The sequence below is a fragment of the Streptomyces avidinii genome (assembly GCF_045161815.1).
Classification (GTDB): domain Bacteria; phylum Actinomycetota; class Actinomycetes; order Streptomycetales; family Streptomycetaceae; genus Streptomyces; species Streptomyces avidinii.
In genome coordinates this window covers 469,830-482,519 of the sequence record NZ_CP108863.1, presented here as the reverse complement: position 1 = coordinate 482,519, position 12,690 = coordinate 469,830, and the positions used below count along the sequence as shown (strand labels likewise).

The 12,690-nt window shown below is 72.7% G+C and carries 15 protein-coding genes; 9 read left to right on the top strand and 6 right to left on the bottom strand.

Features of this window, described 5'->3' with window-relative positions; genetic code table 11:
• Window positions 1–36 precede the first annotated feature (36 nt).
• Window positions 37–273, top strand: a complete 237-nt coding sequence (locus tag OG373_RS02300; RefSeq protein WP_397730135.1) for a hypothetical protein — start codon at window positions 37–39, stop codon at window positions 271–273.
• On the opposite strand, the gene OG373_RS02295 is transcribed toward OG373_RS02300, so the two are convergent.
• Both OG373_RS02295 and OG373_RS02290 read right to left on the bottom strand, forming a co-directional pair.
• Entirely contained in the window at window positions 270–992 is a 723-nt protein-coding gene (locus OG373_RS02295; RefSeq protein WP_405435414.1) for a hypothetical protein, read from the bottom strand. The two genes, OG373_RS02300 and OG373_RS02295, sit on opposite strands and share 4 nt — an antisense overlap.
• Before the next feature lie 207 nt (window positions 993–1,199).
• On the bottom strand, window positions 1,200–1,631 hold the full coding sequence (locus OG373_RS02290; protein ID WP_397730137.1) for a GNAT family N-acetyltransferase: 432 nt from the start codon (window positions 1,629–1,631) through the stop codon (window positions 1,200–1,202).
• 166 nt (window positions 1,632–1,797) lie between these two features.
• On the opposite strand from OG373_RS02290, the gene OG373_RS02285 reads away from it, so the two are divergent.
• From OG373_RS02285 to OG373_RS02270, 4 genes are all read left to right on the top strand, one after another.
• Complete coding sequence (locus OG373_RS02285) at window positions 1,798–2,220, top strand: YciI family protein (protein ID WP_397730138.1); 423 nt, start codon at window positions 1,798–1,800, stop codon at window positions 2,218–2,220.
• On the top strand, window positions 2,214–3,611 hold the full coding sequence (locus tag OG373_RS02280) for an RNA polymerase sigma factor (protein WP_405435413.1): 1,398 nt from the start codon (window positions 2,214–2,216) through the stop codon (window positions 3,609–3,611). Before OG373_RS02285 ends, OG373_RS02280 begins: the two co-directional genes overlap by 7 nt.
• Window positions 3,612–3,690: 79 nt before the next feature.
• Entirely contained in the window at window positions 3,691–3,873 is a 183-nt protein-coding gene (locus OG373_RS02275) for a hypothetical protein (protein WP_397730140.1), read from the top strand.
• A gap of 136 nt (window positions 3,874–4,009) precedes the next feature.
• Window positions 4,010–5,164 carry a serine hydrolase domain-containing protein gene (locus OG373_RS02270; protein ID WP_405435412.1) on the top strand — a complete coding sequence of 385 codons (1,155 nt, stop codon included), beginning with the start codon at window positions 4,010–4,012 and terminating at the stop codon, window positions 5,162–5,164.
• Between the two features lie 3 nt (window positions 5,165–5,167).
• On the opposite strand, the gene OG373_RS02265 is transcribed toward OG373_RS02270, so the two are convergent.
• The gene (locus OG373_RS02265) at window positions 5,168–6,739 is read right to left on the bottom strand and encodes an AMP-binding protein (protein ID WP_405435411.1); all 1,572 of its coding nucleotides are present in this window, start codon (window positions 6,737–6,739) and stop codon (window positions 5,168–5,170) included.
• Between OG373_RS02265 and OG373_RS02260 the strand changes: the two genes are divergently transcribed.
• From OG373_RS02260 to OG373_RS02250, 3 genes are all read left to right on the top strand, one after another.
• Window positions 6,738–7,484: a class I SAM-dependent methyltransferase gene (locus OG373_RS02260; protein WP_405435410.1), complete on the top strand. Its 747-nt coding sequence runs from the start codon at window positions 6,738–6,740 to the stop codon at window positions 7,482–7,484. The genes OG373_RS02265 and OG373_RS02260 overlap by 2 nt on opposite strands.
• 93 nt (window positions 7,485–7,577) lie before the next feature.
• The gene (locus tag OG373_RS02255; protein ID WP_405435409.1) at window positions 7,578–7,988 is read left to right on the top strand and encodes a rodlin; all 411 of its coding nucleotides are present in this window, start codon (window positions 7,578–7,580) and stop codon (window positions 7,986–7,988) included.
• Between the two features lie 337 nt (window positions 7,989–8,325).
• On the top strand, window positions 8,326–9,585 hold the full coding sequence (locus OG373_RS02250) for a tryptophan 2,3-dioxygenase family protein (protein ID WP_405435408.1): 1,260 nt from the start codon (window positions 8,326–8,328) through the stop codon (window positions 9,583–9,585).
• 12 nt (window positions 9,586–9,597) lie between these two features.
• On the opposite strand, the gene cynS is transcribed toward OG373_RS02250, so the two are convergent.
• Both cynS and OG373_RS02240 read right to left on the bottom strand, forming a co-directional pair.
• A complete protein-coding gene (cynS, locus tag OG373_RS02245) occupies window positions 9,598–10,068 on the bottom strand; it encodes a cyanase (RefSeq protein WP_405435407.1) in 471 nt (156 codons plus the stop codon).
• Window positions 10,069–10,134: 66 nt separating this feature from the next.
• A complete protein-coding gene (locus OG373_RS02240) occupies window positions 10,135–10,749 on the bottom strand; it encodes a carbonic anhydrase (protein WP_405435406.1) in 615 nt (204 codons plus the stop codon).
• A gap of 124 nt (window positions 10,750–10,873) precedes the next feature.
• Here OG373_RS02240 and cynR point away from each other — a divergent pair, with 124 nt between their 5' ends.
• On the top strand, window positions 10,874–11,836 hold the full coding sequence (gene cynR, locus OG373_RS02235) for a transcriptional regulator CynR (protein WP_405435405.1): 963 nt from the start codon (window positions 10,874–10,876) through the stop codon (window positions 11,834–11,836).
• Here the strand turns inward: cynR and OG373_RS02230 are convergent.
• On the bottom strand, window positions 11,803–12,453 hold the full coding sequence (locus OG373_RS02230; RefSeq protein ID WP_397730149.1) for a DUF4360 domain-containing protein: 651 nt from the start codon (window positions 12,451–12,453) through the stop codon (window positions 11,803–11,805). The genes cynR and OG373_RS02230 overlap by 34 nt on opposite strands.
• Between the last annotated feature and the right edge of the window lie 237 nt (window positions 12,454–12,690).

Genomic DNA, 12,690 nt, shown 5'->3' with positions numbered 1-12,690 from the left:
AGCCCGACACCGGCCGCGGCATGCGACCGTCTCCGCATGACCGAAGGCTCGGCACCTCACATGTCCCCGGCGCGGATCACCGTCCTGGGGGTGCAACCCGCAGACCCGCCCTTCCGCATCGTGGAGGTCGACGGCGAGTTCATCGGCAGAGCGATGTCCATGACGGACGTGCTGCTGATCGCCGCGGAGGCGGGCATCGTGATTCACGACCTCGACGACCTGGAGGTGGTCCGGTGGGTCGGCGGCGGCAAGTTCACCTGGACCACCACTTAGGCCGTGCTGTGGCCGAGGACCACATGGGCCGTCGCCTCGTGGTCGGCGTCCGTGTCGATGAGGGACACCACGACCGGGCTGCTGCCCGTGGGTCCGCCGGCCGTCGCGCGCAGCCGGTAGCGCTCGACGCGGACGGCCTCGCGGGCGAGCGGGCTGCCGCCGGTGAACTGGGACGGCGGTTTGACGTCATTGGCGATACGGAGGTCGGCCGGACGCCAGCTGCCCGAGGCCGGGTCGAAGCGCTCCAGCCGGAAACCCGGCCCGCTCCCCTGCGGGGCGCCGGGCTCGCCGACCAGGATCTCCATCTGGAGGGCGACCAGCAGGTGCCGGTACTCGGCGGTGTTGCCGTTGCGCAGGGTGACGGTGAACTCCTGCGGGGCGCCGCCCCGTACGAGGGCCAGCCGCCCGCCCCGGGTGTCGACCGCGACCGTGAGCCGCGTCGGGGCCGGGGGCGGCGTCACGGCCCGGGTCGGGCCCGGCGGGGTGACTGCGGCGGACGGCGAGGCGGAAGCGGGCACCGGGGCGGAGGCCGAAGCCGAGGCCGAGAACGAGGCCGACGCATCGGCGGACGCCGGCACGGATCCCGCGACGGACGGGGAAACCGAGGCCACGCCCGGTTCCTTGGTCGGCTCGTCCCCGCACCCGGTGGTGCCCGACAGCAGGACGGCGGCCACGGCAGCCGCGCTCAGGGCCCTGCCGGGGCCTCGGGATGCGGGCATGAGATCGGTCCTCCGGGGTCGGCTTCGGCAGGAAGCTAGCAAGCTGACCCACCCCCCGACGAGGTCGATCACGCCTCGACGCGACGACGGTTCGGTCACGGCGCCCGCCCGGATCCGCCCGGTCCCGCCCGGACCGGGTCAGACCCGCAGGATCGCCTCCGCGCGGCCAGGTCTATTCCGGTGCAGTGGCCGGCCCGCGCCCCTCTCTCAGGGGAGCGGCTTCTCGAAGGCGAAGGCGGTCACGGCCATCCGCTCGCGGAAGTAGAAGCGGTGCGCGTCGGTGCGCTGGGTGCCGGATTCCAGGGTGAGGGCGGTGCAGCCCGAGACCAGGGCCTGCCGCTCGAGGTGCGCGAGCAGCGCGTGCCCCACCCCGGTGGAACGGGCGGCGGCCGCGGTGACCAGGTCGTCGACGTAGAGGGATCGGACACTGGCGGTGTTGACGACGATCCGCCAGCCTGCGGCTCCCACGCACACGCCGTCCGCGTCGTACGCCGCGGTGAAGCGCAGCCCCTGGCCGTGTGCCTCCGTGAGGATCCGGAGGAAGAGTTCCTCGGTGAGGTGGGGACGGAGTTCGAGCAGCACGGGGAGCAGGTCGGCAGTGAGCCGCGCGTCGCCGGGCTCAAGGTCGATGATCTTCATTCGATGAGCGTACCGGGCAGGTACGGGAGAGCCCCGGGTGAAGGCGTCGCGCGGTGGCGGCCGACGTGTCGAAATGGGAAGGACGGCTCCGACGTCCCATGCGAGAGGCTCCCGATCGAAATCCCGATCCCGGAGCCGTGGCGCAGAACAGAAGGAGTGGCACCCCATGAAGTACATGCTGATGGTTCTCGGGAAGCAGGCCGACTACGACGCCATGGGCGGCGCGGCGAACAGCGACAGCCCCGCATGGTCCGAGGCGGACCTCAAGGCGATGTTCGACTACATGGGCGCCCTCAACGACGACCTCGCCGAGTCGGGCGAGTGGGTCGACGGACAGGGCCTGGCCGACCCCCGCCACGCCCGCCTGGTCACCGCGGCCGCCGACGGCAGCCCCGTGATCTCCGACGGGCCGTACGGGGAGGCCAAGGAGGTGCTCGCCGGGTACTGGATCGTCGACGTCGCGGACTTCGATCGCGCCGCCGAGATCGCCGCCCGTGCCTACGCCTGCCCCGTCCCGGCGGGCGCGCCCAACTACCCGGTCGTCGTGCACCCCGTCGACAGCCGCTCGGGCGGGACCGAGATGTGCTGACCACCCCCGAACCCGCACCCGAACCCTCGCCCGCGGGCGAGGACCTGCTGCGCCGCCTGGCGCCGCAGGTCCTCGGCGCGCTCGTCCGCCGCTACGGGCACTTCGACGCCGCCGAGGACGCAGTGCAGGAGGCGCTGCTGGCCGCCGCCCGGCAGTGGCCCGTGGACGGCCGCCCGGCCAACCCGCGCGGCTGGCTGATCCGCGTGGCCTCGCGACGGCTCACGGACCAGTTGCGCAGCGAGGAGGCACGCAGGCGCCGCGAGGAGACCGCCGCCGCGCTGACCCCGCGCGACGAGTTCGTGGCTCCGCCGCCGGGGGAGAGCCGCGCCCCCGCCGAGGACGACACGCTCGCCCTGCTCTTCCTCTGCTGCCGGGCCGACCTGGCCCCCGCCGGCCGGATCGCCCTGACCCTGCGCGCCGTCGGAGGTCTCACCACTGCCGAGATCGCCCGCGCCCTCCTGGTGCCCGAGGCCACGATGGCGCAGCGGATCAGCCGGGCGAAACGGCGCATCAAGGCCTCGGACGCGCCCTTCGGCATCACGCCCGACAGGCCCGACAGGCCCGACAGGCCCGACAGGCCCGACAGGCCCGACAGGCCCGACAGGCCCGACAGGCCCGACAGGCCCGACAAGTCCGACGGGTCCGACGGGTCTGCGGGATCCGATCCGGAGCAGGCCCGGGACCACGCCGAGCGGCTCGCCGACGTGCTCCACGTGCTGTACCTGATCTTCAACGAGGGCTACACCGCCACCTCGGGCGGGGATCTGCAGCGCACCGACCTCGCCACCGAGGCGATCCGGCTCACCCGCGCCGTCCACGCACTGCTCCCCGCCGACGGCGAGGTGGCCGGCCTGCTGGCCCTGATGCTGCTCACCGACGCCCGCCGCGCGGCCCGCACGGCGCCCGACGGCAGCCTGATCCCCCTCGCCGAGCAGGACCGCACGCGCTGGGACCGTACTGCCATCACCGAGGGGGTCGCCCTGGTCAGCGACGCCCTCACGCACACCCCGCTCGGCCCGTACCAGCTGCGCGCCGCGATCGCGGCCGTGCACGACGAGGCGGCGAGCGACGAGGACACCGACTGGGCGGAGATCCTCGCCCTGTACGAGCTGTTGATCCGCCTGGTCCCCGGCCCCGTGGAGCGCCTGGGGCACGCCGTGGCGGTGGCGATGGTGCACGGCCCGCGGCGGGCGCTGGCCCTGCTCGCGCTCCTCGACGAGGACGAGCGCCTCGCCGGCCACCACCGCCTGGAGGCCGTACGGGCCCACCTGCTGGAGATGGCCGGTGACCGGCCCGCCGCGCGCGCCGCCTACGCGAAGGCCGCCGGTCTCACCCTCAGCCTCCCGGAGCGCCGCTACCTCCGGTTCCGGGCCGCCCGCCTCGCGCAATGACTTGCGACTGCCCCGATCCGGCCGTCCGCATGACGGACATGGTCCACCGTTGTCGTACCCGCCCCCTACTCTTGATCACGTGAACCCGACCCCTCACGACCACCCGGTCCCCGAACGTTCCCTCGCCGAGATCAACGCCGACATCCGCTGTCTCTTCGCGCGCGCCGAAGGGCGCCTCTCCGACGCGGAGCGGATCCGCCACGCCGTTCTGCTGGGCGAGTGGGCCTCGGCGATACGCGCGTCGGTGGTACCGGCGGCGTAGCGCGCCCGGCCGCACGGCCCGGCCTACCGGCCCACCCCACCCCGGCCCCGCTCCGCCCCGGTCGTGTCGGACCGATGAGTTCCGAGGCCGGCGGCAGTCTTCCCTACGAGCATCCGCGCGAAGGAGAAGGTGGACCATGAGCGACCTGCACAGCCTGCTGGAGACCCAGGTAGGTGCCGGACCACTGGCCGGCGCTGTGGCCCTGGTGGCCCACGGCGAAGAGGTGGAGGTCGCCGCCGCCGGCTCCCTTGACGTGGCCGGCACCGCGCCCATGGCCCGCGACTCCCTCTTCCGGGTCGCCTCCGTCACCAAGCCGGTGACCGCCGCTGCCACGATGATGCTCGTCGAGGACGGCCTGCTCGCGCTCGACGTCCCCGTGGCCCGCTGGCTTCCGGAGCTCGCCGAGCCGACGGTCGTCCGTACGCCGTCCGCACCGCTCGACGACGTGGTACCCGCCGACCGCCCGATCACCGTCGCCGACCTCCTCACCTTCCGCGCGGGGTACGGCTTCCCCGCCGACTTCTCGCTGCCCGCCGTGGCCCCGCTGTTCGCAGAGCTGAAGCAGGGGCCGCCGCGGCCCCGGGAGGTGGCGGCGCCGGACGCGTGGATGGCGGCCCTCGGACGGATCCCGCTCCTGTACCAGCCCGGCGAGGCGTGGCTCTACAACACCTGCTCCGACATCCTCGGGGTGCTGATCGCCCGAGCGACCGGACAGCCCTTCCAGGACGTGCTCGCCGAGCGCGTCCTCGAGCCGCTCGGCATGCGGGACACCGCGTTCGCCGTTCCGCCGGGGCAGCTCCACCGCTTCACGAGCTACTACCGGGCCGCCCCCGACGGCGCGTCCCTGGAGCTCGTCGACGCGCCCGACGGCCAGTGGAGCACCCTCCCCGCCTTTCCCTCCGGCGCGGGTGGGCTGGTCTCCACCGTCGACGACCTGCACGCCTTCTGCCGGATGCTGCTCGCGGGAGGCTCGTACGCGGGTGGGCGGCTGCTCTCGGCCGACTCGGTACGGCAGATGACCACCGACCACCTCACCGCGCCGCAGCGCGCGGCGGGCGCCCTGTTCCTGGAGGGGCAGGGCTGGGGCTTCGGCGGTTCGGTCGACGTGGCCCGCCTCGACCCCTGGAACATCCCGGGCCGGTACGGCTGGATCGGCGGCACCGGCACCGCCGCCCACATCGTCCCCGCCACCGGGACGGTCACCGTGCTGCTCACCCAGCGGGAACTGACCGGCCCGGCCTCGCCCGAGGTGATGCGGGAGTTCTGGACCTGCGCCGCCGCCCGCACCTGACGTCTAAGCGGTGTCCTGCCGATCAGGCCGCCCGTGCGCGGCGCGCTCCGCCCGTTCCCGCAGCCGGCGTTTGTCCGGCTTGCCCCGGGCGGTCAGCGGGATGGCCCTTTCCCAGAACACGGCGGTGGGCCGGTGGGCCGCGGAAAGGTCCTTCTCCACCAGGTCACAGGCCTCGGCAGCCTGCCCGGCGCCCGGCGCGCAGCCTGCCGCAGGCACCAGGAAAGCGCACACCTCCTCGCCGGTGCGGTCGCTGTGCCGGCCCACCACCACGGCCTGTGCGACCGCGGGATGCCGGGCGAGCGCGGCCTCCACGGGCACGCAGTACACGTTGTCCCCGTGGACCATCACCACGTCGTGGAACCGGTCGTCCAGGTACAGGTAGCCGCCCGCACCGAAGTGCCCCACGTCCCCGGTCCGCAGCCAGCCGTCCCGCAGCACCCCCGCCGTCAGCCGGGGCCGGCCCCAGTACCCGGTCATCATCGCCGCCGACCGCATCCACACCTCGCCCGAGCGGCCGGTCGCCACCACCGTGCCCCTCCCGTCGCGCACCTCGACCTCCACCCCCGCGACGGGCCGTCCCACCGACGCCAGCAGCTCCGGGCGCCCGGACACCGCCGCATCGTGGTCGTCGGGGGTGAGGCGGCAGATGACCGCCGCCTCGTTCGTGGCGTAGCCCTGCCGCCAGCGGCCGCCCCAGCGGGTCACGGCCTCCCGCAGCCGTTCGGGGTGGACGGGCGAATCGCCGTAGGAGACCGCCTCCAGCCCGGGTACCCCATGGGCGGTCACCGGGTCGTCCAGCAGCCGGTACACCATCGAGGTCGTCAGGTACGTGGCCACCGGCGCCAGGCGCCGGCAGGCCGCCGCGAACTCCCCGGGCGCGAAGGGGTCGAGGATCTCCACCCGGCCCCCGGCCCGCCACTGCTCCAGACACCGCCCGCCGGACCGCTGAGCCAGCGATGTGACGGACAGGTACGCCGACTCCGCCCACGCCGCCGGCCGTACGGAGTTGCGCGCGGCCATCGCGCCGAAGGTGGAGGCCACTCCCTTGGGCCGCCCCGTGGTCCCGCCCGAGTACGTCACCCGTGCGACGTCGTCCTCCCGGGCCCGTACGCAGACCTCCCCGGGCGCGTGATCGGCGGCCCGGCGGAGCAGCAGGTCCAGGCCGAGCCGCGGCGCGCCGGTGTCGGGCACCGGCACATCGTGCACGACCAGGTCCGGCCGGCAGTCCCACAGGATGAACTCCAGGCCGTACAGGGCCGGTCCGGCGAGCACCTGGGTCAGCCGAGCGCCCAGCAGGTGCGCGGCGATCCGTACCGGCAGCACCTCCGGCCGGTTCGAGCCCGTGACACAGGCCAGTCCCGAGCCGCGCCCGATCCCCGCCCCGGAGAGCACGCCGGCCAGCCGGAGGGCCCCGTCCAGTACCTCCTGGAACTCCAGGACGACCGCACCGGCGCCGAGCGCGGGCCGACCGGTGTTCCGTTCCAACGCCCCCACCAGGGACGTGACATACCGCGCGGCCACCATGTGCGACTGCCTCTCCGCGCCGCCCCGGGACACCGGCATCATGGACGCCATGACGAACGAATCCCGTGCTCGTTCCTTCAGTTCCGCGGCCGCACGCTACGCCGCCCACCGCCCCGCGTACCCGCCCGCGCTCTTCGACACGCTGGCGGAGATGGCCGGCTTTGCGCTGGCCGGGGCACGGGTCGCCGACGTCGGCGCGGGAACGGGCATCGCCACCGCCCTTCTGGAGGCGCGGGGTGCCCGGGTGGTCGGGGTGGAGCCGGGGGAGGGCATGGCGCAGGAGTTCCGGCGCCGCAATCCGCACACCCTGCTGGTCCGTGCGGACGGCAACAGGCTGCCGCTGGCCTCCGGCTGCCTGGACCTGTTGACGTACGCGCAGTCCTGGCACTGGACCGACCCGGCCCACGCCGTCCCCGAGGCCCTGCGCGTGCTGCGCCCCGGCGGGGCGCTGGCGGTCTGGCAGAACGACCCGGACGTGGAGGTCGGTTGGATCGCGGATCAGCAGAACCGGATCGAGGAACGGTTCGGCCCGGGCTGGTACATCAACGAGCGTGCCCTCTCACAGGAGGGGCTGCGCTTCACCGACCGCCGCCTGCCGTGGTCGCGTCGCGTTCCGGTCGACACGCATCTGGCCAAGCTGTCCACGCACTCCCTCTTCCTCATCGGCGAGCCCGGCACGGACGCCTTCCTGGAGGACGAACGCGCCCTGCTCATAAGGCGGTTCCCGGACGGATGGGTGGAGGAGCACTACGTCGTCGAGCTGAGTGTGGCTGTGCGGGGCCGTGAGACGAGGTAGGGGCTGTTCGGGTGAAGCAGCGCAACCTGTGATCGCCCCGGCCGTTGATCAAGGTGCTTATCACCGTGCACTCGTGCGACAGAAGGACCACTGATGATCAAGAAGTTCATGGCCACCGCCGCCGCCACCGCGTCGATCGTCGGCGCGGGCGCCGCCATGGCCGCCCCGGCCATGGCCATCGGCAACGACAACGGGATCAACACCGTCAACGGCAACGGTGCCGTGCAGTCCTACGGCAACCAGAAGACCACCGGTGACCTGAGCCCGCAGCTCGGCCTGGTCCAGGGCACCCTGAACAAGCCCTGCATCGGCCTGCCGGCGAAGGTCAACGCCCAGTCGATCCTCGCCCTGGTCAACGTCGGTGTCCAGGACATCAACGTCCTGTCCAACCCGCAGAACCAGCAGTGCACCGAGAACTCCACCCAGGCCAAGGGCGACGAGCCGCTTTCGCACATCCTCTCCAACATCCCGGTCCTGTCGGGCAACGCCTCGGCCGGCAGCTGACGCAGTCCCCTTGTGCGAGCCGGGGCCTCCGACGCCTGCGCGAGTGCCCACGGGGCCCCGGCTTGTTCCACCCGGATCCGCAGTTTCACGGATCCTTCTCCTCCACCGGCGCGCGGCGGCCCGATCGGCCGCCGAAGTGGGCACCGACCGCCGTACGCCGCAGAGCCCCCTGCCCGACCGGGCCAGGGGGCTCTGTGCGTGTCCCGCCCCGTCCCGCCCCGTCCTGTCAAGACACGAATGTTCGAGCCATGACGCGCAGTGGTTCGATCATGCCCACTTGAATCTCCTGCTTCACCCCGACGGGGCGAGGCCCGTCAGGCCCAGGAGGCGAGTGGCGATGAACGCGGAATTCGGAGAAGTGGACCGCTGGGCGGCCTCCGGGCACGTGCACGGAGCGCTGGACGGCCTCCACCTGGCCCGCACCGTCACGGAAGAGGTGTGGCGCACCGGAAAGCACTTCCTTCCGCAGCCCCTCCTCCACCGGCTCGGCGACATCCAGAACCGCCATGCCGTGGACCGCCGGCCCCTTCTCCAGGCGTTCCTCGACTGCATGCTCGACAAGCACGAGGGGCGCTACTGGAACCGGACCTACCTCTCCCTGCCGCTGCTGGAGCTGCTCCTGGACGCACCGGACGACTCGGAGGGCGCGCCGGATGCGAACCGGATGGCCATGCTGCTCATAGCCGACGTCATACGCTTCGAGACCCGGGAATCCGATGAATCCGTGGACAGGGACCCGCCGGACCCGGTGACCCTGCGCAAGCGGCTGCGCCACGCCCTGCGATTCGTCGCGCACGATCTCGGCGTACCGGGCGCCGACGACCTGGTCTCCCCGGCGGGCCATGTGCCGTGGTCCCGCTGGGCGGAGGTCGCCGACCGGCTTCCCCGGCCCACCGGCACGGAGGCGGCCCACTGGTTCGACGTGACGGTTCAGCCCGTGTACGTGCTGCACGACGAGTACTTCTTCATCCGGGCGCTCCAGGCCCACGAAATGATCTTCACCGCGATCGCGGCGGACGTGCGGGCGGCGATCGGGGCGCTGCGCGACGGCCGCCTGGAGGCGGCGGCCGGCCATGTGGATCGCGCGGCCGGTCTCTTCGACCGCGCCTCGGCGCTGTTCCGGATGGTCGCCACCATGCGCCCCGGGCACTTCTCCGCCTTCCGGCAGTTCACCCAGGGCGCCAGCGCGATCCAGTCGGAACAGTACAAGCGCTTCGAGATCCTGTGCGGCCTGCCGACCGCCCCGCGGCTGCGGTCGGAAGCCTTCACCGGCGTCCCCTCCGTACGGGCCGAGGCCGAGGGCGACGGCCATGACACGGTGGTCCGGGCCTACCTCGACCTCCGGCGCTCGGCCCGGTTCACCGATGCCGAGTGGAACTACTTCCGGTCCGCGCTCGGCGGGCTGGAGGAGCGCCACCAGCGCTGGAAGTCGACCCATCGGAGCCTTGCCGCGCGCATGCTCGGCGACGCGCACGGATCGGGTTACACCGCGGGCGTCCCCTATCTGGCCGAATGCCTGGACAACCGGCTGTTCTGGCAGCTCGGCGAGCAGCGTGGGGCGGGATGCCCGACGGGTGCGACCGGCGCGGGCGAGTGAGCCCGGGGCAGGTCAGAAGGGGCGCGTCGGGAGGTACTTGCCGTCCAGGGTGATGACGGCGCGCTCACCGCCCTCGGGGTCGGCGACCTTCCTGACGTCCAGCTTGAAGTTGATCGCGCTGATGATGCCGTCCCCGAACTGCTCGTGGATCAGTGCCTTCAGGGTGGTCCCGTAGACCTGAAGCATTTCGTGGAAGCGGTAGATCGTCGGGTCGGTCGGGATGCCGCCGGGGACGGACCCGCGGGTCGGGACCGTCTGCAGGAGCCTCACCGCTTCCTCGTCCAGGTCCAGCAGTTCGGCGACCGCCTTCGCGGCGGCCTCGGGCAGGGCGTGCTGACCCAGCAGGGCGGCGGTGACGAAGGCGACGGAGAGGCCGGCCGCGTCGGCGAGCTGCTGCCAGGAGAGGTCCTTGCGGGTCTTCGCGTCGACGGCGGTGACGGCCAGGGTCCGGCGGGCGGTGGGGTCGAACTGGGCGTGCAGCATGAAGGTGTCCTTCGGGGAGAGGGAGGGGGAGAAAGGGATGGGGAGCGGGACGGTGAAGGGGTGGGGTCAGGCGGCCGCGGTGGGGCCGACCTCCGTGACACCGCCGGAGCGGATGTCATAGACCCAGCCGTGCAGGGTGAGGGTCCCCGCGGCCCGTGCGCGGGCGACCGAGGGATGGGTGGCCAGGTTCGCGAGCTGGGCGCGTACGTTCTCGCGCACCAGGGCGGACACTCGATCGGGGCCGGCGCCGCCCGCCGTACGGGCCACCGAGGCGTCCGCATGGCGCAGCCAGCCCGCGACGGAGGCGGCGCCGCTCAGGTCGGCGCCCTCGGCCAGGGCGGTCATCGCCCCGCAGGCGTAGTGCCCGCACACGACGATGCCGGTGACACCGAGGACGGCGACGGCGTATTCGATACTGGCCACCACCCCGTCCGCGCCCGGTGCGTGGGCGGGGACGAGATTTCCCGCGGTGCGGACGACGAACAGCTCGCCCGGCTCGCTCTGGGTGATCAGTTCCGGCACCACGCGGGCATCCGAACACCCGATGAACAGGGTCGACGGCCGGTGCACCTCGGCCAGGCGGGCGAAGAGCTCCGCCTTGGCCGGAAACACCTCACGCTGGAAACGTCCGACGCCGTCCGCGAGATCGTGCGGTCCGGGCATGGTCTGCAAGGTCTGCATGGTCACTCCCTCCTGGGATGCGCCCCGTGCGGGGCTTGACGTGTTCCACCATGCATGACCTGCATCTATTGTGTCCAAGACGCAATATCCATATCCGCCATCGATGTCATCTATAGTCGTGTCCATGGCTCTGGAACTGCGTCATCTGCGCTATCTGATCGCCGTCGCCGAACACGGCAGCTTCACCCGCGCCGCCGAAGAGCTGCGGATCTCCCAGCCCACCCTGTCGCAGCAGGTCAAGCAGCTCGAACGCGCCGTCGGCATCCAGCTGTTGGACCGCACCGGCCGCGCCGTGCGGCTCACCGACGCCGGTGCGACGTACGTCCACTACGCGCGGGGAGCCCTACGGGACCTGGCCGCCGCCGAGCGCGCCGTCATGGACCTGGCCGATCTCTCCCGCGGCCATCTGCGCCTCGCGCTGACCCCCACCTTCACCGCGTACCTCGTCGGCCCGCTGGTCGCCGGGCTGCAGACCGCGCATCCCGGTATCACCCTGGAAGTCCGGGAAATGCCGCAGGACCGGATCGAGACCGGCCTGCTCGCCGACGACCACGACCTCGGCCTGGCCTTCGAGGGGCCGCACCTGCCCGGGATCGCGGCGACGCCGTTGTTCACCGAGACCCTCGGCCTGGTCGCCGCCGCGGACGCGGACCCGGGCCCGCTGCCGGTGCGCGACCTCGCGACGCGCCGACTCGCGCTGCTCAGCGGGGACTTCGCCACCCGGGAGCACGTCGACGGCTACCTCGCCGCCCACGGCGTCCGGCCGCACATCGCGGTCGAGGCCAACTCCGTGCACGCCCTCACCGAGATCGTCCGGCGCACCACGCTGGCCACCGTACTGCCCGACGCCGTCACCCACGACCACCCGTACCTGCGCCCCGTACCGCTGGACCCGGCCCTCCCGTCCCGAACGGTCACGCTGCTGCGCCGGGAGAGCGCGTACGAGAGCGCCGCGGCCCGTGCCTTCACCGAGCTCACCGCCCGCCTGGTCCGGGAGCGCGGGTACCGCCCCCCGCTGCGCGCGCACGCGCAGGGGGAGGCGGCCGGGGCGGATCACTTGCCGGGGCACTCCTTCCAGGCCAGGTGATAGATGGTGTTGATGCTGCCGTCGGTGGAGTCCATCGTCATGTAGCTGGTGGACGAGGGGGACGAGGTGCCTCTGGTGACGCGCAGCTCGGTGTTGATGTTGAAGTTCCGCTGCACCCCGCACGGCGCCCAGACCAGTTGCGCCCAGTCGGTCACGTCGGTGGCCTGCCAGTTGTCCTCCTGCGGCCCGCTGAAGTTGTGGGTGCGCGCGGCGGTGTCCGGCGAGCCCTGGAAGTAGTACGAGGCCTTCTCGGTGGCCTTCGCGCCCGGCGCGAGCGAGGCGTAGCCGCGGTAGTCCGCGCTCGCGATCGCGTAGGTGAAGCCGTGGGGCACGTGCACGATCAGGCTGAGCTGGCAGTTCTTGCGCGCCGCGGTGGGCGGGGCGCCGCCGCCGACCTGTGCGAGGTACTGGCTGTAGGTCACGGTGAACGCGGTGTTGTCCTGGGACACGGCGACCTCCGCGGTGTCCTTGGGGCACCCGGATCCGTTGACCGTGGCGACTTCGATCACGATGCGGTCGGGCGGCGGGTCCACGATGGTGGAGGGGGTGGTGTGCGTCGGGAGGGTGGCGGTGAGCAGCGCGCCGATCGCGCCGCTCACGAGGAATCCACCGGACATGGTTCTCCGATCCACTGCTTCGGTACCGGACGACGCGCAGGCGGGGGTGCCTGTGCGCCGGAGGGTGGGGGGTGCGGCCGGCCAGAGCGGGGCCGGGTCGTCACAGACCGGTGTGCAGGGTGGAACGGGGCAGGCCCAGGAAGGGGAATCTGGACATGCCCCTGACAACTCCCGGTCGGTGAAGACCGGGTGCCCGAATCGTAGGAACCCCGGGCGGGCCCGACCAGGGCGATCTCC

Excerpts from the sequence above, each read along its gene's own strand:
- OG373_RS02290 (WP_397730137.1), bottom strand. The coding sequence starts at position 1,631 with ATGAAGATCATCGACCTTGAGCCCGGCGACGCGCGGCTCACTGCCGAC.
- OG373_RS02270 (WP_405435412.1), top strand. The coding sequence starts at position 4,010 with ATGAGCGACCTGCACAGCCTGCTGGAGACCCAGGTAGGTGCCGGACCA.
- OG373_RS02260 (WP_405435410.1), top strand. The coding sequence starts at position 6,738 with ATGACGAACGAATCCCGTGCTCGTTCCTTCAGTTCCGCGGCCGCACGC.
- cynS (WP_405435407.1), bottom strand. The coding sequence starts at position 10,068 with ATGCTGCACGCCCAGTTCGACCCCACCGCCCGCCGGACCCTGGCCGTC.
- OG373_RS02300 (WP_397730135.1), top strand. The coding sequence starts at position 37 with ATGACCGAAGGCTCGGCACCTCACATGTCCCCGGCGCGGATCACCGTC.
- OG373_RS02295 (WP_405435414.1), bottom strand. The coding sequence starts at position 992 with ATGCCCGCATCCCGAGGCCCCGGCAGGGCCCTGAGCGCGGCTGCCGTG.
- OG373_RS02230 (WP_397730149.1), bottom strand. The coding sequence starts at position 12,453 with ATGTCCGGTGGATTCCTCGTGAGCGGCGCGATCGGCGCGCTGCTCACC.
- OG373_RS02265 (WP_405435411.1), bottom strand. The coding sequence starts at position 6,739 with ATGGCGTCCATGATGCCGGTGTCCCGGGGCGGCGCGGAGAGGCAGTCG.
- cynR (WP_405435405.1), top strand. The coding sequence starts at position 10,874 with ATGGCTCTGGAACTGCGTCATCTGCGCTATCTGATCGCCGTCGCCGAA.
- OG373_RS02250 (WP_405435408.1), top strand. The coding sequence starts at position 8,326 with ATGAACGCGGAATTCGGAGAAGTGGACCGCTGGGCGGCCTCCGGGCAC.
- OG373_RS02255 (WP_405435409.1), top strand. The coding sequence starts at position 7,578 with ATGATCAAGAAGTTCATGGCCACCGCCGCCGCCACCGCGTCGATCGTC.
- OG373_RS02240 (WP_405435406.1), bottom strand. The coding sequence starts at position 10,749 with ATGCAGACCTTGCAGACCATGCCCGGACCGCACGATCTCGCGGACGGC.
- OG373_RS02285 (WP_397730138.1), top strand. The coding sequence starts at position 1,798 with ATGAAGTACATGCTGATGGTTCTCGGGAAGCAGGCCGACTACGACGCC.